The sequence below is a fragment of the Burkholderia territorii genome, assembly GCF_001718335.1.
Lineage (GTDB): Bacteria > Pseudomonadota > Gammaproteobacteria > Burkholderiales > Burkholderiaceae > Burkholderia > Burkholderia territorii.
In genome coordinates this window covers 1,327,190-1,352,885 of the sequence record NZ_CP013365.1, presented here as the reverse complement: position 1 = coordinate 1,352,885, position 25,696 = coordinate 1,327,190, and the positions used below count along the sequence as shown (strand labels likewise).

Here is a 25,696-nt window from a genome sequence, read left to right as displayed (position 1 = left end):
GGCGGCGTGAGTCGACGCCGCCGCGCCGCAACCGTCGGCGGACCGGGCTTCTGTCGGCATGACCGGCGATGGCGGATGGCGCGTAACCGGCCTGTCGCGCCGGCCCGCATTACTGTTGCCGCTCCCATGCGCGCGCCTGCTCGGCGCGCACGAGCGCTTCCGACGACTGCGGCAGCAGGTTGCGGAACGCGCCGCCGTCGCGCTCGATCACGTCGACCATCTTCGCGATCATTTCGTCCGGATCGTGCTGCTCGAGCGGGAAGGTCAGCCGCTCCGGCGTCACGGTGTGGACGGCCGGATCGCGCCAGCGTCGCGGCGTTTCCATCATCCGGTCGTTGAAGCCGGTGCTGTACGGCCCCGGATTCACGACCGCGACGCGGATGCCGTACGGCGCCAGTTCCGCGTGCATTGCCTCGGCGACCGATTCGACCGCATGCTTCGACGCGCAGTAGGCGCCCGTGAACGGCCCCGTGATCAGCCCCGCGATCGACGACACGAACACGATCTTGCCGTGCCCGCGCGCGAGCATGCCGCGCGCGATCTGCTGCGTGAGTTCGAGCGGCCCGAACACGTTGACGTCGAAGAGCTCGCGCACGATCTCGACCGGCAGGTCGACCAGCGCGCCGGCTTCGCCGACGCCCGCGTTGTTCACGAGCACGTCGACGTCGAATTCGGCCGCACGGGCGCGATCGTAGGCCGACGTGACGTCGAGCTTCATCGCGCGCAACGACGCGCCGCGCTGCGCGGCGGCGTCCGTGAGCGCGTCGATCTCAGCGGTCGTGCGGACACCGGCCGTGACCGCGTGACCGTGTTGCGCGAGCCGCAGCGCGACTTCGCGGCCGAAGCCGGTGCCCGCGCCGGTGATGAGAATGCGTTTCTGTGCCATGTGCTTACCTCGAGGTGGGAAAGGTTGCGTGAAAGCGATCGCGGCAATGCCGGGCGATCGCGTCGTCCTGCTCGACGCTGCCGCCCGATACGCCGATCGCGCCGACGCAGCGACCGCTGGCGTCGACCAATGGCTCGCCGCCGCCGAACGTGACGAGCCCGCCGTGGCTGTGTTCGATCCCGCGCAGCGGACCGTCGCCGGACATCGCGCCGAGCGCGGCGGTCGATGCGCGGAAGCGGATCGCCGTCAGCGCCTTGCGCTGCGCGAGGTCGATCGCGCCGAGAAAGCTGTCGTCGGTGCGGACGAACGCAAGCAGGTTCGCGCCGGCGTCGACGATCGCGATCGATACGCCGGCGACCTGCAGCGACGCGGCCTGCGCGAGCGCGGTTTCGATCGTCCGGCGGGCGGCCGCGAGCGGCAGTGCGGGGCAGTGCGGATCCATTCGATGCTCCAGTGAGGGACGGCCGGGCCAGTGTAGGCGGTTCCGGTATATGGGAGAATCCGTATTCCGCTCGAAGGAGTTTCAAGTTTTTTTAATGATGAGCAGACGCGATCCGATGGCCGGGCTGCACGTGTTCATGACCGTCGCGACGGCCGGCAACTTCACGCGCGCGGCCGCCGCGCTCGGCCTGACACCCGCCGCCGTCAGTCTGGCGATCGGGCAGCTCGAGGGCGAGCTGAACGTGAAACTGTTCAATCGCAGCACGCGCGGCGTGAGCCTGACGGAAGCCGGCCGGCATTACCTGCAGCAGACGGAGCCCGCGTACCGGCAGGTCATGCACGCGCGCGACGCGCTGAAGGAGGTGCGCAGCGAGCCGGGCGGGCTGTTGCGCATCACCGCGCTGCCGCTGGCACGCACCCTCGTGATTGCACCGGTGCTTGCCGCGTTCCGGGCGCGCTATCCGAAGGTGCGGCTCGAGATCCGCTACGAGAACGAGCTGATCGATATCGCGAAGGACGGTTTCGACGCGGGGATTCGTCTCGCCGACCGGCTGCAGCCGGGCATGATCGGCGTGCGCATCGCGCCCGCGCTCACCTGCGCGCTGGTTGCATCGCCCGGTTACCTCGTGCGGCACGGCACGCCCGCGTCGATCGCCGAGCTGGAGCGGCACGCGTGCATCCGTTTCCGGTTTTCGGAGAGCGGGCGCCTGCACAAGTGGCTGCTGCACGACGGGCGCCGCGACGTCGATCTCGATCCGGAAGGCGTGCTCGTCACGAACGATGCGGATGCGGTGATCGATGCCGCGCGCGAGGGCGTCGGCATCGCGTTCGCGTTCATGCGCGAGCGCATCGACGCGGACTTGCGCGACGGCTCGCTCGTCGAGGTGTTGCCCGGTGCGTGCCGGACGCTGCCGCCGATGTGGCTCTATTACGTGAATCGCAAGCACGTGCCGGCGAAGTTGCGCGCGTTCATCGACGTGCTGCTCGAGCGGGCCGGCACCCACTAGCGGGGCTCGCTGCAGCGATGCGCGGGACGGCGCATGATGGCGGCTTCATCCACGCAGCCACGGAGTCGCGTCATGACGGCACACCGGAATTACCCGCTTCGAACCCTTGCGATCGTCGCATCGCTGGCCGCTGCCGCACTCTGCGGCGCGCCGGCCGTCGCGCAGACGTCGACGGTGCCGGCCGGCACGGCCGCCGCGACGCCCGACAACGCGATGCTGCTGACCGTCTTCCTGAAGCACGACCAGTCGCGCCCGCTCGCCGAACTGAACGCGCAGCTCGAGAGACAGGGGTTCTACAAGGCGTTTCCGCCGCCGGGCGTTGAAGTGGTGAGCTGGACGGTGGCAATGGGAATCGGTCAGATCGTCGTGCTGCGCTTGCCGGCGTCGCGGGTGCGGGAGGTCAATCGCGTGCTGGAGGACACCGCGTGGGGCGCGTACCGGACCGAGTTCTATCCGACTTACGACTACAAGGCGATCGGGCTCGCGTCGCACGAGCGCGCGAAGTGACGAACGGGCGGCGCGACCGTCCACCCGCGTTCCCTGAAACCCGCGCACGGTCGCGGTTTTGCCCTCGCTCGCCCAGCCGGGCCGGAGAATTTCTCCCAAATGCATCACAAGTCATTCATCCGATGAAAAATCGCGGCCGGTTCCCGGTATGATGCGCACCTTGCGTTCGTCGGACGCACGATCTGATGCGACGTAGGCGCGAGCCGCGTGCCACAAAACCGCACAATCCGAAGTTGAAAGATTCTGTAATATAAATTCCGTATACTCGTAAGTTCTGATCCAGGCGCCGCCTGCGTCCATCTCCGGCGGACCGCCCACGCAGAACAACCCGATATGTCGCCGCCGGGCCAACCCGCGCCGTGACTCGCTATGCACCACCACTGAACAACCTATGTCTTCCCGCAACTCTGGTTCGCCCGGCCGCGCCGCGGCGGTGATCGCCCGCGTCCGGGCGCTGATCCGCAACGAGCGCGTGCTGTCGCCGCTGCTTGCGCTCGGCATCGGCCTGCTGCTGATCGTGGTTTTCCAGCACCTGTCGGAATCCGTCGACTACCGGTCGGTGATCCGCCAGTTGCGTCACATGTCCGTCAAGGAATGGGGCGCGTCGCTGGCCGCGACCGCCCTGAGCTATCTCGCGCTCGTCGCGCGCGACGCGGTCGGCCTGCGCTACGTCGCCGCGAAGGTGCCGCGCGTCGCGTTGTGGATCGGCGCGATCGCCGGCTCCGCGCTCGGCAATGCGACCGGCTTCGGCGCGCTGACGGGCGGCGCCGTGCGCGCGCGCGTGTACGGCGCATCGGGCGTCACGCCCGCGCAGATCGGCCGCATGACGGTATTCACGAGCGGCACGCTCGCGCTCGCGCTGGTGTTGATGACGGCGGTCGGCATGGTCTGCGTGCCGCAGACGCTCGCCGCGATGCTGCATGTCGCGCCGGGCGTGCTCACGTGGAGCGGCGCCGCGCTGCTCGTCGTGCTGGCCGCGCTGACGATGATGTGCGGCAACGCCGCGCGCCCGGTCGTCACACGCTTCAAATGGCTCGCGTTCGACGTGCCGGCGCGCCGCGACCTGGTCGCGCAGGTCGTCTACGCGGTGCTCGACGTCGTGGCCGCCGGCCTGACGCTGTGGGTGCTGCTGCCGGCCGCGCCGGTCGGTTTCCCGACCTTCATCACCGTGTATGCGGCCGCGCTGCTGCTCGGGATGATCGGCCATACGCCGGGCGGGATCGGCGTGTTCGAGGCCGCGATGGTATTCACGCTGGGCCGCGAAGTGCCCGCGCACGCGATGGTCGCCGCGCTGATCGCCTATCGCGCGATCTACTTCGGCGTGCCGCTCGTGCTGTCGGCCGGCCTGCTGGCCGGGTTCGAAGGCCGCGCGCTGCGCCGCCGGCTCGTGTCGCGGCAGGCCGCGCGGGTGTCGCACCTGGCGCCGCTGTTCCTGAGCCTCGTGACGTTCGCGGTCGGCGGGATGCTGGTGATCTCGAGCGCGACGCCCGCGTTCTGGCACCGGATCGCGATCCTGCGCAACATCGTGCCGCTGTGGGTGCTCGAAGGCTCGCAGGTGATCTGCAGCGTGCTGGGCGTCGCGTTGCTGTTCGTCGCGCGCGGGCTGCTGCGCCGGCTCGACGGCGCATGGTGGATGACCTTCGCGCTGACGCTCGCGAGCCTTGCGCTGTCGCTGGCGAAGGGGCTCGCGTTCGTCGAGGCCGGCGTGCTCGGCACGCTGCTGGTGCTGCTGCTCGTCAGCCGCCGCCGCTTCAACCGGCATTCGTCGCTGCTCGCCGAGCGCTTCACGGTGAGCTGGTTCGTGTCGGTGACGATGGTGCTGATCCTCGCCGTGTGGGTGCTGTGTTTCGCGTTCCGCGACGTGCCTTATACGCGCGATCTGTGGTCGCATTTCTCGTTCGACGCACGCGCGCCGCGCGCGCTGCGCGCGACGCTCGCGGCCGGCGTGTTCGTCGCGATGTTCGCGCTGTGGCAGCTGCTGCGGCCGGCGCCCGGGCGTTTCGTGAAGCCCGCCGAGCAGGACCTGCTCGACGCGGAGCAGATCATTCGCGCGCAGGAATGCAGCGATGCGGGCCTCGCGCTGATGGGCGACAAGTCGTTCCTGTTTTCCGAATCGCGCCGCGCGTTCCTGATGTACGCGAAGAACGGCCGCACGTGGGCCGCGCTGCACGACCCCGTCGGGCCGCGCGAGGAATGGCCGGCGCTGATCAGCAAGTTCATCGCGCTCGCGCACGCGCACAGCGGGCGCGCGGCGTTCTACCAGGTGCGCGCGAACGCGCTGCCGTTGTATCTCGACGCGGGGCTCACGCTGATGAAGCTCGGCGAGGAAGCGCACATCGCGCTCGACCGGTTCGACCTGAAGGGTTCGAACCGGTCGCACCTGCGCTATGCGCTGCGCCGCGGCGACAAGGATGCGCTGTCGGTCGAGGTGATCGCGCCGTGCGACGTGCCGGCCGCGCTGCCGGCGCTGCGCGACATCTCCGACGGCTGGCTCGACAGCCGCGACGCGCGCGAGAAGAGCTTCTCGGTGGCCGCGTTCCACGAAGGTTATCTCGCGACGCAGTCGGTGATGCTCGTGCGCCAGGCCGACAAGCCGATCGCGTTCGTCACGTTCATGACGACCGACCTCAACACCGAGGCGACGGTCGGCGTGATGCGCCATCTGCCGGACGCGTCGCCGTACGCGATGGAGTATCTGTTTACGCAGCTCGCGCTGCATCTGAAGGAAGCGGGGTTCCGCAAGCTGAGCCTGGGTATCGCGCCGTTCTCGGGGATGGGGGCGGCGAAGATGCCGTCGCCGTGGCACCGGTTCGGGCTGATGGTCTGGCGCTTCGGCGGCCGCTTCTACAACTTCCGCGGCTTGCGTGCATTCAAGAGCAAGTTCGAGCCGCACTGGGAGCCGCGTTATCTCGCGGCCTCGGGCTCGGTCGGCGTGTTCGTCACGCTCGCGGATCTGTCCCTGCTGGCTGGAGGTCGGCGTTCATGATGTTGAGAAAGGGTATCGCGCAGGCGGCAATCGCCTGCGCGGGAATGATGCTGGCCGGCGCCGCGTTTGCCGCGCAGCCGGCAGCGCAAACGGAAACCGTGTCGGGCGGCCGCTACGGCCCCGTGACCGTGACGAAGCCGAGCGGCCCGCTGCGCGGTTTCGTCGTGCTGTTCTCGCGCGAGCGAGGCTGGGGCGCCGCCGACCAGCAGGCGGCGGACGCACTCGCGAAAGCGGGCGCGATGACGGTCGGCGTGGATTCGGAACGCTACGCGGCGAACCTCGCCGCGAAGCAGGAAACCTGTCACCACCTCGACGGCGACGCCGAGGCGGTCAGCCACCAGCTCGAACGCCTCGCGCAATCGGCGCGCTATTACACGCCGATCGTCGCGGGCGTGGGCCAGGGCGGCGCGATCGCGAAGCAGATCCTGTCGATGGCGCCGGAGAACACGATCGCCGGCGTCGTGTCGGTCGCGCCGGCGGCGAAGCTCGATGCGCGCTTCAAGCCGTGCCCGCCCGATCCGACGATCGTGCGCCGCGCGATGCCGGGCTTCGTCGAAACGGCCGCGGCCGGCGATACCGCGAAGCTCGTGTCGCTCGTCACGTCGCACCTGCACGACACCAGCAGCAGCGACGAGCTCGACGTGTCGGACCTGCCGCTCGTCGAGCTGCCGGCCAAGGGCGGCAGCGACCGCCTCGCGATCGTGATCTCGGGCGACGGCGGCTGGCGCGATCTCGACAAGACGATTGCCGAGGCGCTGCAGCGCGACGGCGTGTCCGTGGTCGGCATCGACAGCCTGCGCTACTTCTGGAGCGAGAAGCCGCCCGCACAGGTGAGCCGCGATCTGGCGCGCGTGATGCGCACGTACATGGCGCGCTGGCATGCGAGCCGCGTGGCACTGGTCGGCTACTCGTTCGGCGCGGACGTGATGCCGTTCGCGTACAACCGGCTGCCGGCCGACCTGCGCGACAAGGTCGCGGTGATGTCGCTGCTCGGCTTCGCGCCGGCGGCGGACTTCCAGATCCGCGTGACGGGCTGGCTCGGCATGCCGGCGAGCGACAAGGCGATGAAGGTCGCGCCGGAAATCGCGAAGGTGCCGCCGCAGCTCGTGCAGTGCTTCTACGGCGCCGAAGAGAAGGACACGATGTGTCCGGCACTCGCGAACACCGGTGCCGATGTGATCAAGACGGGCGGCGACCACCACTTCGGCCACGACTACATCGCGCTCGAGAAGAAGATCCTCGGCGCGTTCGGCAAGCCGGTGGCGGCGCGCTGAACGCCGGCGCCCGCTTCGCGGCGGGCGCGGCTTCGTGGTTCATCGGACGGGCGGCCTGTTGGCCGCCCGTTTTTCATTGTTCCGTCGGCAGCGCCGCGTCCTGTCGCCGCGACGGCGTGCTCGCGTCGCGCTGGTAGAAGCCGGGAAAGCGGTCGAGCTGACGGTGCGCGGCCGCGAGATCGGCATCGGCGGCGAGCACCGCGCTCGAAAACCCGGTGCGCGCCATCAGCAGCAGCTGGTCGATCAGCACGTCGCCCGTCGCGCGCAGGTCGCCGGTGAAGCCGAAGCGCTTGCGCAGCAGATACGCCTGGCTGTACGCGCGGCCGTCGGTGAAGGACGGGAAGTGCAGGTCGATGCGCGCGGCCTGCGCGATCCGGCCGGCGAGCGGCGCCAGTTCCTCGTCGTTGCCGATCGCCAGCGTCGCGAGCGTCGCCGGGTCGTGCGAGTTGGCGTCGTCGGCGTGTTCGGCCGGTGTCAGCAACCGGATGCGTGCGTTCGCGCCGTTGTTCGCTTTTTCGTCGGTCGGGTTCATGCATGCTCCGCGTGGTGACGTGCGTCGTTCGCCGCAGCCTTGAACGGCTCGGCGCCGATGCGGCGCACCGTGTCGATGAATCGTTCGGCGCGGCCGTCGGCGTCGAGCCGTGCGTCGAGATAGACGTTGACGAGCGCGTCGACGACATCGACGATCTCGTCCGCCGAGAACGACGGGCCGATCACCTTGCCCGGCCGGGCGGGGCCGCTCGAGGTGGAGCCGTCCGAGCCGCCGAGCGTCACCTGGTACCACTCGGCGCCGTCCTTGTCGACGCCGAGGATGCCGATGTGCCCGCTGTGATGGTGGCCGCACGAGTTGATGCAGCCGCTGATATGCAGGTCGATGTCGCCGATATCGTGCAGCATGTCGAGATCCTGGAATCGTTCGGCGATCGCGTCGGCGATCGGGATCGAGCGCGCGTTCGCGAGCGCGCAGAAATCGCCGCCGGGGCACGCGATCATGTCGGTCAGGAGTCCGACGTTCGCGCTGGCGAGACCGGTCGCGCGCGCGCGTTCCCACAGCAGGAAGAGGTCGTCGACGTGCACCCACGGCAGTACCACGTTCTGCGCATGCGTGACGCGCGCCTCGCCGCACGAGAAGCGGTCCGCGAGTGCGGCGAGCGCATCGAGCTGTTCTGGCGATGCGTCGCCGGGCGCCTGCAGGCGACGCTTGAACGACAGCGTGACGATCCTCAGTGCCGGGTCGCGGTGCAACGCGACATTGCGCGCGAGCCAGCGCGCGAAGGCCGGATGACGAGTGGCCTGCGCGGCCATGCGCGTTTCGACATCCTCCAGGTCGAGCGCGCGCGGCGCGGCGCGCGGCGGCACGAAGGATGCCGCGATGCGGTCGAATTCGGCCTGCGGGATCGTATGCGGGCCGCCGTCATGCTCGACGATCTGGCGAAATTCTTCCTCGACGTCGTCGACGTAGCGCTGGCCCTCGCTCTTCACGAGAATCTTGATGCGCGCCTTGTACTTGTTGTCGCGCCGGCCGTAGCGATTGTAGACGCGCACGATCGCCTCGATGTAGTTCATCACGTGTTGCCACGGGAGAAACGCGCGCAGCACCGTCGCGATCGTCGGCGTGCGGCCCATGCCGCCGCCGACGCTTACGCGAAAGCCGAGTTCGCCCGCGTCGCTGCGCACGAGCTTCAGCCCGACGTCGTGCCAGTCGGTCGCCGCGCGGTCCTCGGCCGCGCCGGTGATCGCGATCTTGAACTTGCGCGGCAGGAACGCGAATTCCGGATGCAGTGTCGTCCACTGGCGCATCACCTCGGCGAACGGACGCGGATCGGCAATTTCGTCCGGCGCGACGCCCGCGCGCTCGTCGCATGAAATGTTGCGGATGCAATTACCGCTCGTCTGGATCCCGTGCATGTCGACGGTCGCGAGCAGGTCCATCACGTCGGCCGCCTTCGCGAGCGGAATCCAGTTGAACTGCACGTTGGTGCGGGTCGTGAAGTGCGCGTTGCGCGTCGGCAGGCGCAGCGTGCCGAGCAGCGCCTGCGCGTCGCAGGCGGCGCGATAGGTGGCATCGTCCGGCACGTCGTAATCGCGCGCGATCCGGGCAAGCACGCGAAGCTGCGCGCTCGACAGTTCGCCGTACGGCACGGCCACGCGCAGCATCGGCGCATGGCGTTGAACGTACCAGCCGTTCTGCAGGCGCAACGGCCGGAACGCATCCTCGCTCAGCGTGCCGTGCTGCCAGCGTTCGAGCTGGTCGCGGAACTGGGCGGCGCGGCTGCGCACGAGCGCCCGGTCGAAATCGGTATATCGGTACATGACGTGATACGCGAGAGGAGCGGCGGCGCAGGGGCGCGCCGCTCGGGAGGGGACGTTGCGACGGGTGTCGGGCAACCGGAGACAGCGTAGGGAACGCGCGGCGGCGGGACAAGCAGCAGTTCGGCACGAAAAGGGCGCAGCAGATCGGCGATGCGCCGGCGGCGCTCGGGCATGCGTTGCGCATGCCCGCGTCGGGTTCAGGCTTGCGCGTCGACGATCAACGCCGGATCGAGCGCGCGGATGCGCTGGTCGATGAAGTAGCCGCCGCCTTCCTGGTAGCGCAGGAACAGCCGGCCGCACGACACGCAGCGGCTGACGTTGCAGCGGTTGTACGGAAAGTGGCGCGGTGCGATCGGTGCGTCGTCCGACCCGTAGCGCGTACCGGCCGGATGGAATTCGTCGTAGCGCGGTTCGGGGTCGTCGGGCGGCGCGAGCGTCGCCACTTCGACGAGCTGCGTATCTTGCAGCGACAGCGGCAGGCTCGTCCAGCCGGCAAGCGATGTCTTCGTGCAGATGCACGGTTGCGTGACGCCGGCGGCTTCGGCGGCGAGCGTCAGCAGTGCGGCGTGATCGAGGTAGGGCAATGCGCTCATGGGATGGCGAGACGGGGCGAAGGGACGTGCAATGTAACCCGTATGTGCATCGGCTGCACGGCAGCAGCGTGCTTGCGTGCGGTTCACCCGGCCTTGCGCACCGCCGGTTCGGCGACGAGTTCACCGAGCACGCGGATCGCGCGTTCGATGTCGCGGTTCCACGGATGGCCGAAGTTCACGCGCACGCAGCGCTCGAAGCCGTGCGCGGCCGAGAACAGCGGCCCCGGCGCGAAGCTGATGCCGCGCGCGATCGCCTGGCGGTGCAGTTCCATCGCATCGATCGCATCGGGAAACGACAGCCACAGAAAATACCCGCCGTCCGGCCGCACCCACTCGACGCCGGCCGGCAACCAGCGCCGCAACGCGTCGTCCATGCGGGCGAGCTGCGTCTGCAATGCGCCGCGCAGCTTGCGCAGATGGCGATCGTAGCCGCCGTGCTCCAGATAGTTCGCGATGCCGGCTTGCGCGGGAATGCTGGCCGACAGCGTGGTCATCAGCTTTAGCCGCTGCACCTTCTCGGCGAACCGGCCGGCGGCGGCCCAGCCGATCCGGTAGCCGGGCGCGAGCGTCTTCGAGAACGAGCTGCAGTGCATCACGAGGCCATGGCGGTCGAAGGCGCGCGCGGGCAGCGGGTAGTCGGGGCCGAAATGCAGCTCGCCATACACATCGTCCTCGATCAGCGGCACCTCGCGCGCGGCCAGCATTTCCACGAGCGCGCGCTTCTTGTCGAGCGACAGCGTGACACCGGTCGGATTCTGGAAATTGGTCATGAACCAGCACGCGCGGATGTCGTGCCGGTCGAGCGCGTTCGCGAGCGCATCGAGATCGAGGCCCGTGCGCGGATCGACCGGAATCTCGACCGCACGCAGGTCGAGCCGCTCGATCGCCTGCAGCGCCGCATAGAAGCCGGGCGACTCGACCGCGACGACGTCGCCGGGCCGCGTGACCGCCATCAGGCACAGGTTCAGCGCTTCCAGCGCGCCGTTCGTGACGACGATCTCGTCGACGGGTTGCGCGACGCCGGTTGCCAGATAGCGCCGCGCGATCTGCTGGCGCAGCGCCTCGTTGCCGGGCGGCAGATCGACGACCGTGCTCCACGGGCTGACGACGCGCGTCGCCTGCGCGAGCGATTTCGCGAGGCGCGGCAGCGGAAACAGCTGCGGCGCGGGGAACGCGGAGCCGAGCGGCACGATGCCGGGTTGCGTCGCGGCGTCGAGCACCGAGAACACGAGATCGCTGATGTCGACCTTGCGCGTGGCGCCGGCGCGGCGCGCGCGGCGTTGCGCAGGCGGGTTCGCGGCCGCGCCCGCACCCGGCGCGACGTAATAGCCGGAGCGTTCGCGCGCGCGGATCAGCCCCCACTGTTCGAGCAGGTAGTACGCGCGAAACACCGTCGACTGGCTCACGCCATGCTGCGCGATGATCTGGCGCAGCGACGGCAGGCGCGTGCCGGCCGCGAGGTTGCCGTTGCGGATTTCGTCGGCGATCGTATGGGCGAGGGTTTCGTAGCGTTTCATCGGCGCGGATGGAGCAGGCGTGCGCCGCGCGCGGGCCGGTGCGGCGCCGTGCCGGCGGGGCCGGCCATTGTCCGACGGGCGGCCCGAAAAGAAAAGAGTGAGGGCCTCGGCTGTTCGCGCGTTCGTGGCGATGGTCGCGCGTGATCGCGGCGCTCAAGGCGTTCACGCGGCGTGGTGCCGATGCGCATGCGACGGTGCGACGCACGTGCGTGCGGATGATGGCGACATCATGCAACGTGCGACCTGCGTCGCGCGATCGTGCTGAACGAGTCGAAGGCGTGCGTGGCGCATGCAGCGTGTTGACGTGTTGACGTAGCTGCAACCGAAACCCGCACACGCCGAGTCATGTCTTTCCCCTGACGATTCTTCGTGCGCGCGTGCGCAGACATGCGGTCGAACGCGGACACGCATCACGCGTTTCGAATGAAGCCGCACGCGGCGTGCGTGCGGCATCTTCCAATTGCGCGGCGATATTTTTTGTGGTCTTGTTTCAAGCTCACGCATCGACTCGACAAAGGACAGTCGAATGCATACGGGGAACTCGGGCGAGGACCGATTGATCAGGGGAATCGGCATGCGCCGGCATGCGCGCCGGGCCGTGTGCCGGTTGCTTGTCATCCTGACGCTCGGCCTGCAGTGCCTGCCGGCATGTGCCGCTCCTCCCGAGGCCGTCAACGACAGCGTACTGCGTATCCTCGCTTGGCCCGGCTATGCGGACAACGATGTCGTCAATGCATTTGAGACGCAATTCCACGTACGCGTCGAAGTGACGTTCGTCGATTCCGACGAAGCATTGTGGACGCGCATGCACAGTGCGTCGCCGCCACCGTACGACGTGCTCGCGGCCAACACGGCGGAGATCCAGCGCTATGCGCGCGACGGCCTGCTCAGTCCGATCGACCTGTCCCAGGTTCCCAATCGTCGCCGGCAACTGCCGAATTTCCAGCAGCTCGCAACGATCGGTGGACTCCTGCACAACGGCTCGACCTACGCGATTCCGTTCACGTATTCGTCGATGGGATTGATCTACGATCGCAAGCAGGTGCCGGCCGCGCCGCGCTCGATGCTGGAATTGTGGAATCCGCGTTATCGCGGGAAGGTGCTCGACTTCAACAGCGCGCAGCATAATTTTTCGTTCACCGCGCTCGCGCTCGGCTATCGCGACCCCTTCCACCTGTCGCCCGCGCAAACGCTTGCCGTCGCGCACAAGCTCGTCGATCTGCGACGCAACCTGCTCACGTATTACACGCTTCCTGAAGAGGCGACCGCGCTGTTCGTCCAGCATCGCGCGGCGCTGATGTTCGGCAACTACGGCACGCAGCAGGTCGAACAACTGCGTCGCGCCGGTGCGGACGTCGGCTACGTGATTCCGGACGAGGGCGCACTCGCGTGGCTCGACTGCTGGGGTGTCACGCGCGGTGCGGAGCGGCCCGAGCTCGCGTTCGCCTGGATCAACTACATGCTCGAACCGGCGATCGGCGCGCTGCTGACCAAACGCCAGGGGCTCGCGAATACGCTCGAGCCGCCGCCCGGTCTCGAGTCCGGCCACCAGCATCTGGTGTGGATCCAGCCGGTCGAGGACATCGCGCGGCGCGAGTCGCTGTGGAGCCGCATCGTATCGGGCGATCGGCCGGAGCGGTTCGACAAATGATCAGGCTCGGGATCACGTCGAAGCTGTCGGTGCTGTTCGCATGCATCGGCGTGATCGCATCCGGCTCGACCGGCTACTACACCTACCGCGCGAACCGGACGATGCTCGTGCAGGAAGCCCAGCACAGCCTGCTGATGTCGACGCAATTGCTCGCGCAGCGCTTCACGACCGCGTTGGCCGACGTGGCCGACGATGCACTCGTGCTCGCGCAATTGCCGTCGGCCGCGCTCGTCGCGAGCGGCGGCGGCACCGATCGCGCGCCGCGCTCGCGGCTCGAGCGCGTCTATTACAGCTTCATGAAGAACCACCCCGAGTACCTGCAGATCCGGCTGATCGCGCGCGGCGATTTCGGGCTCGAGCGGATTCGCGTCGATCGCGACGCGCGTGGCATCGTCGTGTTGCCGGAGCGTGCGTTCCAGGAAAAAGGACAGTTTTCCTACGTATTCGGTACGCTCGCGACGGCACCCGGTCATATCTACCTGTCGCCGATCGTGGTCAATCACGAGACCGGCGCGCATGCGGCCGAAGGGCTGCCGATCCTGCGCGTGGGCACGCCGGTCGTCGACCCGGCCGGTACGGTGGTCGGCGCACTGGTCGTCGACGTCGATCTGTCGCGCATGTTCGATCGGCTCGAGCGCGACCTGCCGCAGGACTACGCGGTGTTTCTCGCGAACGAGTGGGGCGACTTCCTCGTGCACCCGGACCCGTCGCAGGCGTTCGGCTTCGATCGCGGCCGGCGCGTGCTGATGCAGGATCGCTTTCCCGGCACGCGTCTGCTGTTCGTCGGCGCGCGCACGAATGTGACGCTGAACGGTCTCGCGCAGCCCGACGACGTGCCGGGCCAGATGTTCGCGTTCGTGCGCACGCCGTTCGGCAACAACGAGGGCAACCGCTTCGTCGTGCTCGGCATGGCGCGTCCGCTCACGGATGTGCTGGCGCCCGCGGGGATTCTCGGCGGACGGATCATCCGGATGGTGTTCCTGATGAGCCTCGCGGCGGTGATTCTCGCGATCCTGTTCGCGCGTGCGATCACGAGCCCGTTGCAGACGCTCGCGCGCGCGGCGACCCACGTGTTCGACGATCCGGCCGCCGAACGACTGCCCGTTGCGCGGGCCGACGAGATCGGCGTGCTGGCGCGCTGTTTCGACAGCATGCGCGTGGAAATCCGCACGCAGGTCGCGATGCTGCGCGCGAAGCAACTGGAGCTCACGCACCTCGCCGGTCACGATCCATTGACCGGCCTGCCGAACCGCCTGTTGTTCATGGAGCGCCTCGAGGCCGCGATCCGGCATGCGGCCGCCGTGCGCGAGGGGCTGGCGGTGATGTTCGTCGATCTCGACCGCTTCAAGCAAATCAACGACCAGCACGGACACGCGGCAGGCGATCGCACGCTCGTCGCCGTCGCGAAACGGCTGAACCTCGTGCTGCGCAGCGGCGACATGGCCGCGCGGCTCGGCGGTGACGAATTCATCGTGCTGATTTCGGACGTGCGGTCGCCCGACGTGATCGGCGATATCGCATCGCGTATCCAGATCGTGATGGCCGAGCAACTGGAGTTCGGCGAACGCCATCTGGCCGTGGGCGCGAGCATCGGCGTCAGCGAGTATCCGGCCGATGGCGCGTCGGCCGAGGAGCTGCTGGTGAAGGCCGACGCGGCGATGTATGCGGCGAAGGCGTCCGCGCAGTGCGCGTGCGTGCGCTACCAGGAGTTGTTGCGCGGGGGCATCGCAGCGGATGCGGGCGCCGGCATGGCAGCGGAGGGCGGCCGTTGACGGCGGGCAGGCCGTGCGTGCGGCGTAAACGCGACGAGCCCGTCACGGGACGGGCTCGCCGGATCCTGGCGGACTGCGCGCGATGCGCGCAGCGGCGGACTCAATGGCCGAAGTAGACCGAGTCGCGCGCGTTCTGCACCTTGGCTGCCGGTGCGCCGCCCTGGACGACCGGGGCCGGTTGCGCGCCGTAGCCGCTGGCATCTGCGCCGTGTACGCGTGCTTGAGCGGCCTGGATGTCGGCCGGGTAATACGGGCTCGACTGGCTCGGCTTGTAGCCGGCGTTTTCGAGCTGGACGAGTTCGTTGCGCACTTGTGCGCGGGTCACGGTGCTTTGGGCGAATGCGCCGAACGAAGCGGACAGGGCAACGGCTGCAACGACTGCGGAAACGAGCGATTTCATGATGACCTCCGATGTTCTATTGGGTTCGCCGGCGACACCATGTCGTAAGCGATTGATTACATCGTAGGCGTCGGGTGCTTAAGGGTAAACGTGGATTCCGACGAAAGATCGTTGCGGCCCAGGTAATAATCCGGCCGGAAAAGTCGATCCGGCCCTGTCTTGTGTTGCGGGAATGACAGATCGATATCGGAGGGCGCCGGCAAGGCGCCGCGCACGGGCAGGCGCCCGACGGCGAGCGCCGGCAGGCGGGCATGGCGGAGGGCGTTGCCGGATCAGACGCCGTCGGCGTCGTCGATTTCCTTGCGCTCGCGGCGTTCCTCGTTGCCGCGGCGGGCGCGCAGCCGCTGCCGCGACAGGACGGCGATCACCTGCTGGGTCGGCGCGCCGGACGGCAGCTCGTTGCGGATGCGATCTGGCACCATCGGCAGGCCCGCGCGCTGCCGGCGCAGTGCCTTCGCGATTGCCCGGCGGCATTCGTCCCCGTGGCAATCCCATTCATCGCGGATTCTCTGGCAATAACGGCATTGTTCCATGCGAACAGTCTAACGCGTCTTGCGAATTCGGACCGAAGGGGGAACGGACCGTGCCCGGCCGGCGGGCGGCCGACGTCATTTCGCGTTGGCGTGCGGGCCGCCGATCTGCCCGGCGGGCGCTGCCGCGTGCCGGAAGACGCCCGACTTCCAGATCATCTGCGATGCGGCCACGAGCACGAACAGCAGGACGACGGTCCGGAACACGCGCGGCGACATCCTGTCCCGCAGCGGGCGCACGAGCCACATGCCGGCGATGGCGGGCACGCTGGCAGCCGCCGAAATCGCGAGGTCGGCGACGCTCGCGTGCGCGGCGCCGCTGAACGTCGTGATCAGCGTGACGATCGATACCACGAGGATGATCGCGATCTGCTTCGTAAACGCGCGGCCGGTCGCCCCGGATGAAATCAGATAGGTGGCCAGCAACGGCCCCGGCACCGACGCAATGCTCTCCATCAATGCGGCGCCGAATCCGAGCGCGAACCCGACCGGCTTTTGCCATGCCGCCGGCAGGTTCAGCTTCGGCGCGCTCAACATCAGTGCCGCGGCGACGATCAGCAGCGCGCCCGACGCGGCCTGTGCGTGGCCCGCGTTCAGCGACAGGAGGATCGCGACGCCGGCGACGTTGCCGAGGACGGTGCCTGCGATCGGTGCGGCGATCTTGCGCGCGGTTGCGAGTACCTCGCCGCCTTCGAGCGCCTGCGGGATGTTGCCGAGGATGATCGGCATCGACAGCAGCAGCACTGCCTGTCGGATGGGCAGGAACTGGCTCAGGATCGGCATCGCCACCAGCGGAACGCCGATGCCCGTGATTCCCTTGACCATCCCGCCGAGCAACAGCGCGACCGCGATGCCGATCAGATCGAGCAGCGCAAGCCCGTGCAGGCTGGAAACCAACACACCTTCAGTCAGATCGAGATGAGTCATTGGAAACAGGTCGAGACATGGGCGGCGAGCCGATCGACGGCTTCCGGTACCGGTGCACGCGACCGCGCACGCCGTTGTGGGTTTTTGGGGCGAACCGGCCGATGGTTGCGTCGTCCGCCATCGGGATTCGACGGGCCGGTTTCGACGCGCCGGCGCAGGCCTGTGCGCGCCAAAGCGACTCGTTCGACACCGTTCGAGGCTGCATCTTACCCGAGCGCGGCGCGAGGCACCGGGCGCGTGACCGTGCCTGTGGAATATCGTTGGAGTGCTTGAGCACTATTCATGATGCATCGCTCTATCATGTGAAAAATACATGGACCGAAACAAGGAGGCGAGATGACGCTTGCACAGTTGCAGGCCCTGGCGGCCGTGGTCGAACTCGGGTCGCTGACGGCCGCGGCCGAGCGGTTGAGCCGCAGTCAATCCGCGATCAGTCACGCGTTGACCGAACTGGAGGACATCACCGAGGTCAAGCTGCTGTTGCGCGACCGCCAGCCGGTCGTCCTGACCGCTGCGGGCGAACGCCTGTGGCCGTACGTGCAGAACGTGGTTCGCGAAGCGCAGACACTGCGGCAGCAGTTCAGCCTGTCGCGCGGCAAGCTCGAAGGGCGGCTGGTGGTCGCGTCGCTGCCGAGCGTGTCGCTCGCATTCGTCGTACCCGCGCTCGAGGCGTTGAAGGCGGCGCATGAGGGCGTGACGGCGGTACTGCTCGAAGGCACGGACGCGGAGGTCGAAGGATGGCTCGACGACGGCACCGCCGACGTCGGCGTGGTCGCCGGAACGAAAACCTTCGCGAACAATCTGCCGCTGCTCGACGAGGATTTCGTCGCCGTGGCGGCGGACGGCGCGTTCGACGGCCGCAAGAGCGTGTCCGCGAAACGGTTGTCCACGATGCCGTTCATTTTCTCGAAGGCGGGTTGCGGGCCCGTCATCGAGGATTACTTCGCGCGCAACGGTGCATCGCTTCGCGCCGCGTTCAATGTGGTCGAGATGCGGACCATCCTGTCGATGGCGGAGGCGGGAATGGGCGTGTCGATCGTCCCGCGCATCACGCTCACCTACACCCGGTTCGGCGGCCGGGTGCTGGAGCTGTCGCCCAGATTGCAACGGTCCGTGCGGCTGTCGTGGAACACGACCGGCAATGCGGTCGCAGATGCGTTCGTGAAGCTGGTCGACGCGCAGCGCGCGAAGGCGGGCAAGGCAATTCAGGCGCGCACGAAAAAGGCCCGGTAGCGCATCGGCAGCTCGATGCGGCGATGAAGCGCGTTCATGGGGCACTTGCAGTTTATTCATGCCGGCGGTGGTCGACATGCAATACATTGTGGTTCCTCGCCCTGATTTCACTGCGTCGAAGGAGACCGCCGTGCCGGCCATGCCCACCCTGATTGCCTTCGGACTCGTGTCGCTCGGGATGGTCCTGACGCCCGGCCCGAACATGATCTACCTGATTTCGCGCTCGATCTGCCAGGGTCGCCGCGCGGGGTTGGTGTCGCTCGGTGGCGTCGCGCTGGGGTTCGTGTTCTACATGTTCAGCGCGGCGTTCGGCATCACCGCGCTGGTGCTGACCGTGCCGTACGCGTATGACGCACTGCGTTTCGCCGGGGCGCTGTACCTGGCGTATCTCGCGTGGCAGGCGCTCAGGCCGGGCGGGCGCTCGGCGTTTCAGGTCCGGGAGTTGCCGCACGACAGCGGCGCGCGGCTCTTCACGATGGGCTTCGTCACCAATCTCGCGAATCCGAAGATTGCGGTGATGTATCTGTCGCTGCTGCCGCAGTTCATTTCGCCGGGGCACGGCAGCGTGCTCGCGCAATCGCTGGCACTCGGCTGCGTGCAGATCGCGGTGAGCGTCAGCGTCAACGCGCTGATCGCGAGCATGGCCGGCTCGATCGCGGCGTTTCTGGCTGGCCGGCCCGTCTGGGCGCGCGTGCAGCGGTGGTTGATGGGCACCGTGCTGGCCGCACTGGCCGTGCGTATCGCGTTCGAGTCGCGCGGGTAGCCAGGGAAGATCGCTTGCGGGGCGAGCGACGTATCGATGCGCATGCAACGTTCGGCGGATGAGCCGGCTCCGCGCGATCCGCGTCAGTCGCTTCGTCGTACCGGAAACCGGGTGGCGTGCGTCACGCGAGATGTCGCGCGCGCGCCGACCTCAGCCGCCCGCCGCGCGATCGCGCGCCGCGGGCGGCCGTCGCATCAGCGCTTGCCGCGCTTCTTGCTCAGCTCGATCGTCTCGAACAGCTCGTACTGCGCGGTCGGTTGCTGATCCGCACCCGGCGCGTGGTAGTAGCGCATCGTGATCGTCGTGTGGCCGTCCGGCTCGCCCGGATCGTGGTCGAACACGGCAATCCCGTAACCCGTGCCCGTATCGCGGCGTGCGGACCAGATCGCATCCTCGAGCGCGTCGGCCGGCTTGCGCACGAACGTGTTCGGCGCGGTGCCCGGCACCGGCCGGTTCGGTTTCGTGAAGACCTTGGCCTGCGCAAAGCCCGTCGCCGGATTCTCGCCGTACACGTCGAGCGGCGCACTGGTGCCGCCGCCGCCGAGAATCAGGTGGATCGTGCCGTGGCTCGTGTCGAACGTCGTGCTGTTCGGGTCGGTCGCCCCGACCGGACGCGGCTGCAGTGTCTCGACGACTTCGCCGGTCGACGCATCGACGCCCGCGCGGTGATTGCAACCGCGCACCGGGTAGCTGCGCTCGTAGTCGTGATCGTGGCCGCACAGCACGAGGTCGACGCCGTAGCGGTCGAACAGCGGCAGCCATGCCTCGCGGATGCCCTTGTCCGAACCGTTGCCCGTCTTCGACGAACTCAGCGCGTCCTGGTGCATCTGCACGACGATCCAGTCGATGTCGTCATCGTGCGACGCGTGGCGCAGCGTGTGCTCGAGCCAGCGCGTCTGCTCGCCGTTGCTGTAGCCGCGTACGTAGAACGACGTCCCCGGTTCGATCGGCGCACGGCCGGTGCTCGCGGCCGGCACGAGCGGGTTCGGGCCGCCGACGAATGCGGCCGCATCCTGGTACACGACGTCGTCGGCGTCGAGCGAGATGAACAGCACCGAGCTCACGCGGAAGCTGTACCAGCGGCCCGGAAAGCGCGTGCCGTTCTCCGGGAGCGTGTAGCGCGCGAGATACGAGTCGAGCCCCTGCGGGCCGTTGTTGAATTCGATCTCGTGATTGCCGGGGCATGGCATCCACGGGCGGTTCGCGGCCGACGTCTGGTTGTTGTTGCCGAAGTCGCGCCACACCTCCGGTTGATGGGCCGGATTCAGGTTCGCGTAGCAGAGGTCGCCGTTCAGCAGGTGGAACAGCGGCTGGAACTGCTCGACCGCCTGCACAGCGAAGCGGCTTTGCGGCGACGACAGCACCCACGCGCCATTCGGCGTCGCGAGGTCGCCGTAGCTCGTGAAGCGGAACGGCGCGCGCCCGCGCGGCGCGGTCGTGAAGGTCGCGGCAAACGGCTGCGCGGCGTTGCTGTCGTTGTCGGCCGTGAGTTCGTAGCGGTAGCGGGTGTTCGGCTTCAGGCCATGTACGCGTGCGTGGTACGTGAACACGGTTTCGCCGTTCAGACCGTCGGTGTAAAGGCGCTGCACGCCATGCACGGTGCGTGCCGGCTCGCCGTCCGCGACGATCCGCGCGCGCGGATTGACGGCCGGCGCGAGCGACGCCCACGAGATCACGACTTCCGACGCCGGGTCGCTGCCCCACGTCAGATGCACCTGTTCGGGCGTGCCGTCCGGATTCGACGCCGCGGCGCGTGCGGCCGCGAGCCCGCCGGCGGCGGTGGCCAGGCCGGAGACGCCGGCCAGTTTCAGGAAGCCGCGACGCGATACGGAAGCGGCCGGCTCGTTCGATTCGGCGGGGAAGTTTTCCTGGTTCGACATGATCGTATTTTCGTTGAATGACACGAGGGATGCGGAACCGCCCGGCCGCGCGCGAGCGCGTGCGGGGCGTGGGCCGGAAACGAGCGGGATCCCGGTGACGGCATTGTCGAAGTGCAGTTTTGCCGGGTTGTGACAGACGGTAATCAATGGACGGCCCGGACGCGTCGATGAATGTGCGCGTCGTTGCCGGCGCTGCGCAAATTTATTTGCATGTGCCGCGACGGATTTTCCCGCATGCGTCGTTTAACGGATGAACGGCCACTTCCGGCCGGGAAACGATGCTTCGGAGTCTTGCATGAAACTTTCCATTTCATTACGGTTTGCCGCGGGTTGCGTGGCTGCGCTGGCGACATCCGCCGCATTCGCGCAGGCCGTCATCGTCGCACCGGTCGCACCGCCGCCGCCGCGCGTCGAAGTGATGCCGGCGCCGCGCGCGGGCTACGTGTGGGATCAGGGTCACTGGCACTGGCGGCAGGGCCGCTACGTGTGGATTCCGGGCCATTGGCAGGTGGTGCGTGCCGGCTATCACTGGATACCCGGACACTGGGTCGCGCGCGGCCCGAACTGGCGCTGGGTGCCGGGCCACTGGGCGTGACGCGCAGCGTGTCGCGCGGCCCTCGGTGGCCGCGCGGCAGGGCTTTCACACAACTTCATCGATCGAGCCATGCCTTTTCGAACCATCGTGATCCTGACGATCTCGGCCGTCGTGCTGGCCGGCTGCGTCGTGGTGCCGGCGCGCCCGGTGTATTACCGGCCCGCGCCGGTCGTCGTATATTGATTGCGCCGGCAGGTGCGCGATCGACAGGATCGATATGCCGGATGAACCGGATTTCGACGAAATCGACCGGGCCGGTTCCTGGTGCGGCGCAGCGTGCGTCGCCGATGCGGTGGCCCGATGCATGCAAGGGGAGCACGACGATGAGCTTCAGCCGGACAACGGGCGCTGTCGCCGGCAGCATGCGGCGTTCGCACCGCGCATCGCGGAGCGGCCCGCATTGAGCGGCACCGATCCGGACGCGGAACTCGTCGCGCGGGTCGGCGCGCGCGACGCATCGGCCGTGCGTGTGCTCGTCGCACGCAAGCTGCCGCGCTTGCTCGCGCTCGCGACGCGCATGCTGGGCGACCGGAGCGAAGCCGAGGACGTCGCGCAGGAAACCTTCGTGCGGATCTGGAATCACGCGCCGCGCTGGCGGAATGGCGAGGCGCGCTTCGATACGTGGCTGCATCGCGTCGTGCTGAACCTGTGCTACGACCGCTTGCGCGGGCGGCGCGAGGAGCCGGTCGATACGTTGCCCGACGTGCCGGACCCCCAACCCGAGCCCGCCGCGCACGCGGAGTTGCGCTCGCGCGACGCGCGCGTGCGAGAGGCGCTCGCCGCGCTGCCGCCGAGGCAGCGGGAAGCGCTCGTGCTCCAGTACTATCAGGACATGTCGAACCTTGAAGCGGCCAACCTGATGGGCATCACCGTCGATGCGCTGGAAAGCCTGCTCGCGCGCGCACGGCGCAACCTGCGCGCGCAACTGGCCGGCGACCCACCTAGCGAGGACAAGCGATGACACCCGAACGATTCCGTACCATCGTCGCCGCGTACGGCTCGGATGCGCGGCGCTGGCCGCAAGACGAACGCGCGGCGGCCGAAGCGTGGGCGCAAGCGCATCCGCGCGACGCGCTGGAGGCGCTCGACGATGCCGCCGAGCTCGATGCATGGCTCATGCAGGACACGGTCGCGCCGCCGGCGCCGGCGCTCGTCGAACGTATCGTCGCGTCGGCGCCGGCGCGGCAACGTGAACGGCGCCGGGGCAAGGTGTGGTGGTCGGGCGCGGCGTTCGCGGGTGTCGGGCTGGCCGGTGCGCTGGCGGGCGCGGTGGCGGTGTCGATGCTGATGCTCGGCAGCGCGCCGGTCGTGCAACACGAACCGGGCTATCTGACGACGACGTTCGGCGGCCCGAGTATCGACGGAGGCGACGAATGACCGAACGTGGCTGGAAAATCGTGCTCGTCGGCTCGGTCGTGCTGAACGTGTTCATGCTCGGCGCGATCGGCGGCGGCGCGTATCAGTGGCTCGCGACGCATCGTGACCTGCACGGGGCATGGCTGCCCGGACAGCGCACGGCACTGCGGTTCGCGGCGGACGGATTGTCCGATGAGCGTCAGCGGGAGTTTGCGGCGGCGCTGAAGGCGGCACGCAAGGACGGTCGCGATTTCGCGCGCGAAGGGCGTGACGGGCGGATCACGGTGCTCGATCTGCTGGCCGCGCCGCAGCTCGATCGCGCGGCGATCGATGCGGCGCTCGACCGGACGCGCGCGGCCGACAGTGCGTTGCGCGCGCAAGTCGAGCGCAGTGTCGTCGATTTTGCGGCGACGCTGACGCCGGACGAGCGCGCGAAGTTCGTCGACGGTTTGCGGCGCAGCGGGAACTGGCGATTGCCGGCGAGATTGCAGAAGCAGCAGGGGCACGGGACGGACCGCTGACCCGTTCGTCGCGCGGTGACGGCGCGCAAGCGCCGTTCACGCCGGCCCGATCGGCAGCACATCGTCGATGAATTCAGCGTAACGCAAGGCGGCAATCCCGCAAGCCGCGGCAAGGACGAACCATGGATCGAAGCGAAGACTTTGTCGTGCGCACCATGTCGGCCAGCGACGTGGCCATGTCGGTCGAATGGGCCGCGGCGGAAGGCTGGAATCCCGGGCTGCACGACGCGCAATGTTTCAGGCAAGCGGATCCGGCCGGCTTTTTCGTCGGCCTCTGGCGTGGCGATCCGGTTGCTTGTCTCGCGGCAGTCGCTTATGACGAACATTTCGGCTTCATCGGCCTGTACATCGTGAAACCGGAGTTTCGCGGCAAGGGCCTGGGCATGCGCATCTGGCAGCACGGCATCCATTACCTTGGAGAACGAAACATTGGCCTGGACGGCGTCGTGGCCCAGCAGGCGAATTACGGGAAGTCGGGATTCCGGCTCGCGTATCGCAACATCCGCTATCAGGGGCACGTGAGCGGCATCGGCTGCGCGCACGTGGCGGAAGCGGCCGATGTTCCGTTCGAGCAATTGCTTGCCTACGATCGCCAGTGCTTCCCGGTGGCGCGCGAGCGTTTTGTTTCCGTCTGGATCGCGCAGCCGGACACGGTGGCACTCGCGATGATCGACGCGGGCCGCGTGGCCGGATACGGTGTCGTGCGCCGTTGCCATGCGGGCTGCAAGATCGGCCCGCTCTTTGCCGACGACGCCGACGTCGCCACGGGGCTGTTTCGCGCGCTGGCGTCGCGCATGCCTGGCGAGATGATCGTCCTCGACGTGCCGGAAACGAATCGCGCGGCCGTCGCGCTGGCGGAGGGGCACGGGATGTCGAGCGTGTTCGAGACCGCGCGGATGTATACGAAGGAAGCGCCCGCGATTGCGATCGACCGCCTGTTCGGCGTGACGTCGTTCGAACTGGGGTAATCGTCGCGAGCATGGCCGACGATCGGGCGCCGCACGCAAGCGCTCGATGCCCGCTGAAAGCTGCGTGCAAGCAGCGGCCGATTCGACGCCAGCGGGCCGACCTCGAAATATTTTGCGATTCCGCGACGGATTTCTCGCCGGCCCCCGTTAAACACGGGTACGCACCGCGAGAGCCCCGTCATGGACCATCCGAACGACATCACACCGGCCGCCATCGCGCTGAACCGTTTCGGTCTCGGCGCGCGGGCCGACGAAGCACCGCCTGGCGATCCGAAAGCCGCGCTCGTCGCGCAGTTCGACCGTTACGACCCGCGGCCGGCCGCATGGGCCGGCGAACCCGACGCCGTCACGCTCGCCACGCGTTTCGCGACGGCCCGCAACGCGATGACGAGCGACGACGCGCAGGCCCGGCGCGCGACCGCGCAGTCGATCCGCCGCGACGGCTACGACGCATATCGCAGCGCGGTCGCCGCACGGCTGAACAGCGCGCTGACCACACCCGCGCCGTTCGTCGAGCGTCTCGTGCACTTCTGGGCAAACCATTTCGCGGTGTCGGTCGACAAGGGGCAGGTCGCCGCGTATGCGGGCGCATTCGAGCGCGATGCGATCCGCCCGCACGTGCTCGGCCGTTTCGAGGACATGCTCGTTGCCGTCGAACAGCATCCCGCGATGCAGCTGTTCCTCGACCAGGCGCGCTCGGTCGGCCCCGACAGCCCGGCCGCGCTGCGCGCCGACGCCCGCAATCCGGCGGCGCGACGCGGCCTCAACGAAAACCTCGCGCGCGAAATCATGGAGCTGCATACGCTCGGCGTGCGGACTGGCTATACGCAAGCCGACGTGACGGAATTCGCGCGCGCGCTGACCGGCTGGAGCATCGCCGGCGGACGCGGGCCGCAGCCCGGCGACGCGGCGCCGGGCGCGTTCGTGTTCCGCCCGAATCTGCATGAGCCGGGCGCGCGCACGGTGATGGGCCGCACATATGACCAGCCGGGCGAAGCGCAGGCCCGCGCGATCCTGCATGACCTGGCGCGTTCGCCGGCGACGGGCCGGCATATCGCGTTTCAGCTCGCGCGCCATTTCGTCGCCGACAATCCGCCGCCCGCGCTCACCGATCGGCTCGCCCGCGCCTTCGAGACGAGCGGCGGCGATCTGCCGACCGTCTATCGCGCGCTGGTCGACGCGCCCGACGCATGGTCGCCCGTCAATCGCAAGTTCAAGACGCCGTGGGAGTGGGCCGTGTCGTCGTTGCGCGGGCTCGGTTGGCGCGACGTGGGCGACCTGAAGGCCGCGCCGCTGCTCGCGCAGCTCGGCCAGCCGGTATGGCGGCCCGGGTCGCCGGCCGGTTACGACGACGTCGCCGCCAGTTGGGCCGCGCCCGACGCGCTGGTGCGCCGCGTCGAGATCGCGCAGCGGCTGGCCGCGCGCACGGGCGATCGGCTCGACCCGCGCACGCTCGGCAATACGCTGCTGGCCGGCTCGCTGAGTGCACCGACGGCGACGGCGCTGTCGCGCGCCGAGAGCGCGACCACGTCGCTTGCGCTGTTGCTGGTATCGCCCGATTTCCAACGGAGATGAA

At 68.4% G+C, this 25,696-nt stretch carries 24 protein-coding genes; 14 read left to right on the top strand and 10 right to left on the bottom strand.

The window, feature by feature from the left end; genetic code table 11:
- Positions 1-109 precede the first annotated feature (109 nt).
- Both WS51_RS06020 and WS51_RS06015 read right to left on the bottom strand, forming a co-directional pair.
- A complete protein-coding gene (locus tag WS51_RS06020; protein WP_059545528.1) occupies positions 110-886 on the bottom strand; it encodes an SDR family oxidoreductase in 777 nt (258 codons plus the stop codon).
- A 4-nt stretch (positions 887-890) separates the two neighbouring features.
- Positions 891-1,328, bottom strand: a complete 438-nt coding sequence (locus tag WS51_RS06015) for a GlcG/HbpS family heme-binding protein (protein WP_069228781.1) — start codon at positions 1,326-1,328, stop codon at positions 891-893.
- 97 nt (positions 1,329-1,425) lie between these two features.
- On the opposite strand from WS51_RS06015, the gene WS51_RS06010 reads away from it, so the two are divergent.
- From WS51_RS06010 to WS51_RS05995, 4 genes are all read left to right on the top strand, one after another.
- Positions 1,426-2,334, top strand: coding sequence for a LysR family transcriptional regulator (locus WS51_RS06010; protein WP_081333548.1), 909 nt, complete (start codon positions 1,426-1,428; stop codon positions 2,332-2,334).
- Positions 2,335-2,406: 72 nt separating this feature from the next.
- Positions 2,407-2,841 carry a hypothetical protein gene (locus WS51_RS06005; protein WP_069228779.1) on the top strand — a complete coding sequence of 145 codons (435 nt, stop codon included), beginning with the start codon at positions 2,407-2,409 and terminating at the stop codon, positions 2,839-2,841.
- A gap of 391 nt (positions 2,842-3,232) precedes the next feature.
- Positions 3,233-5,827, top strand: coding sequence for a bifunctional lysylphosphatidylglycerol flippase/synthetase MprF (gene mprF / locus WS51_RS06000; protein WP_059507536.1), 2,595 nt, complete (start codon positions 3,233-3,235; stop codon positions 5,825-5,827).
- Positions 5,824-7,101, top strand: coding sequence for a virulence factor family protein (locus tag WS51_RS05995; protein ID WP_059507535.1), 1,278 nt, complete (start codon positions 5,824-5,826; stop codon positions 7,099-7,101). Before mprF ends, WS51_RS05995 begins: the two co-directional genes overlap by 4 nt.
- A gap of 73 nt (positions 7,102-7,174) precedes the next feature.
- Here WS51_RS05995 and WS51_RS05990 read toward each other — a convergent pair whose 3' ends face one another.
- The 4 genes from WS51_RS05990 to WS51_RS05975 form a co-directional block, all read right to left on the bottom strand.
- The gene (locus WS51_RS05990; protein ID WP_059804970.1) at positions 7,175-7,633 is read right to left on the bottom strand and encodes a DUF934 domain-containing protein; all 459 of its coding nucleotides are present in this window, start codon (positions 7,631-7,633) and stop codon (positions 7,175-7,177) included.
- On the bottom strand, positions 7,630-9,414 hold the full coding sequence (locus WS51_RS05985; RefSeq protein ID WP_069228778.1) for a nitrite/sulfite reductase: 1,785 nt from the start codon (positions 9,412-9,414) through the stop codon (positions 7,630-7,632). Before WS51_RS05985 ends, WS51_RS05990 begins: the two co-directional genes overlap by 4 nt.
- Positions 9,415-9,611: 197 nt before the next feature.
- Positions 9,612-10,007, bottom strand: coding sequence for a hypothetical protein (locus WS51_RS05980; protein WP_059792669.1), 396 nt, complete (start codon positions 10,005-10,007; stop codon positions 9,612-9,614).
- Positions 10,008-10,090: 83 nt separating this feature from the next.
- Positions 10,091-11,524, bottom strand: coding sequence for an aminotransferase-like domain-containing protein (locus WS51_RS05975; RefSeq protein WP_059804967.1), 1,434 nt, complete (start codon positions 11,522-11,524; stop codon positions 10,091-10,093).
- Between the two features lie 526 nt (positions 11,525-12,050).
- Here WS51_RS05975 and WS51_RS05970 point away from each other — a divergent pair.
- The gene (locus tag WS51_RS05970; protein WP_069228777.1) at positions 12,051-13,175 is read left to right on the top strand and encodes an extracellular solute-binding protein; all 1,125 of its coding nucleotides are present in this window, start codon (positions 12,051-12,053) and stop codon (positions 13,173-13,175) included.
- A complete protein-coding gene (locus tag WS51_RS05965) occupies positions 13,172-14,947 on the top strand; it encodes a GGDEF domain-containing protein (RefSeq protein ID WP_069228776.1) in 1,776 nt (591 codons plus the stop codon). Before WS51_RS05970 ends, WS51_RS05965 begins: the two co-directional genes overlap by 4 nt.
- Before the next feature lie 100 nt (positions 14,948-15,047).
- Here the strand turns inward: WS51_RS05965 and WS51_RS05960 are convergent, their stop codons facing one another.
- The 3 genes from WS51_RS05960 to WS51_RS05950 form a co-directional block, all read right to left on the bottom strand.
- Positions 15,048-15,347 carry a DUF4148 domain-containing protein gene (locus WS51_RS05960; RefSeq protein WP_059451231.1) on the bottom strand — a complete coding sequence of 100 codons (300 nt, stop codon included), beginning with the start codon at positions 15,345-15,347 and terminating at the stop codon, positions 15,048-15,050.
- 272 nt (positions 15,348-15,619) lie between these two features.
- Entirely contained in the window at positions 15,620-15,880 is a 261-nt protein-coding gene (locus tag WS51_RS05955; RefSeq protein ID WP_006760082.1) for a hypothetical protein, read from the bottom strand.
- A 75-nt stretch (positions 15,881-15,955) separates the two neighbouring features.
- Positions 15,956-16,804 carry a sulfite exporter TauE/SafE family protein gene (locus tag WS51_RS05950; RefSeq protein WP_059507528.1) on the bottom strand — a complete coding sequence of 283 codons (849 nt, stop codon included), beginning with the start codon at positions 16,802-16,804 and terminating at the stop codon, positions 15,956-15,958.
- Positions 16,805-17,140: 336 nt separating this feature from the next.
- Here WS51_RS05950 and WS51_RS05945 point away from each other — a divergent pair, with 336 nt between their 5' ends.
- Positions 17,141-18,037: a LysR family transcriptional regulator gene (locus tag WS51_RS05945; protein ID WP_059978017.1), complete on the top strand. Its 897-nt coding sequence runs from the start codon at positions 17,141-17,143 to the stop codon at positions 18,035-18,037.
- Between the two features lie 130 nt (positions 18,038-18,167).
- Entirely contained in the window at positions 18,168-18,800 is a 633-nt protein-coding gene (locus WS51_RS05940) for a LysE family translocator (RefSeq protein ID WP_059545498.1), read from the top strand.
- A gap of 194 nt (positions 18,801-18,994) precedes the next feature.
- Here WS51_RS05940 and WS51_RS05935 read toward each other — a convergent pair whose 3' ends face one another.
- Positions 18,995-20,680, bottom strand: coding sequence for a purple acid phosphatase family protein (locus tag WS51_RS05935; RefSeq protein WP_069229139.1), 1,686 nt, complete (start codon positions 20,678-20,680; stop codon positions 18,995-18,997).
- Positions 20,681-20,975: 295 nt separating this feature from the next.
- Here WS51_RS05935 and WS51_RS05930 point away from each other — a divergent pair, with 295 nt between their 5' ends.
- From WS51_RS05930 to WS51_RS05905, 6 genes are all read left to right on the top strand, one after another.
- Positions 20,976-21,275, top strand: coding sequence for a YXWGXW repeat-containing protein (locus WS51_RS05930; protein ID WP_069228775.1), 300 nt, complete (start codon positions 20,976-20,978; stop codon positions 21,273-21,275).
- Positions 21,276-21,492: 217 nt separating this feature from the next.
- The gene (locus WS51_RS05925) at positions 21,493-22,236 is read left to right on the top strand and encodes an RNA polymerase sigma factor (protein WP_081333525.1); all 744 of its coding nucleotides are present in this window, start codon (positions 21,493-21,495) and stop codon (positions 22,234-22,236) included.
- Positions 22,233-22,652 (top strand): hypothetical protein, encoded by a 420-nt coding sequence (locus tag WS51_RS05920; protein ID WP_059804954.1) that lies wholly within the window; start codon positions 22,233-22,235, stop codon positions 22,650-22,652. Before WS51_RS05925 ends, WS51_RS05920 begins: the two co-directional genes overlap by 4 nt.
- Positions 22,649-23,152 carry a periplasmic heavy metal sensor gene (locus tag WS51_RS05915; protein WP_059545492.1) on the top strand — a complete coding sequence of 168 codons (504 nt, stop codon included), beginning with the start codon at positions 22,649-22,651 and terminating at the stop codon, positions 23,150-23,152. The genes WS51_RS05920 and WS51_RS05915 overlap by 4 nt, the downstream gene beginning before the upstream one ends.
- 122 nt (positions 23,153-23,274) lie before the next feature.
- Positions 23,275-24,120: a GNAT family N-acetyltransferase gene (locus WS51_RS05910; RefSeq protein WP_069228774.1), complete on the top strand. Its 846-nt coding sequence runs from the start codon at positions 23,275-23,277 to the stop codon at positions 24,118-24,120.
- A gap of 180 nt (positions 24,121-24,300) precedes the next feature.
- The gene (locus tag WS51_RS05905) at positions 24,301-25,695 is read left to right on the top strand and encodes a DUF1800 domain-containing protein (RefSeq protein WP_059507523.1); all 1,395 of its coding nucleotides are present in this window, start codon (positions 24,301-24,303) and stop codon (positions 25,693-25,695) included.
- The last annotated feature ends 1 nt before the right edge of the window (position 25,696 follow it).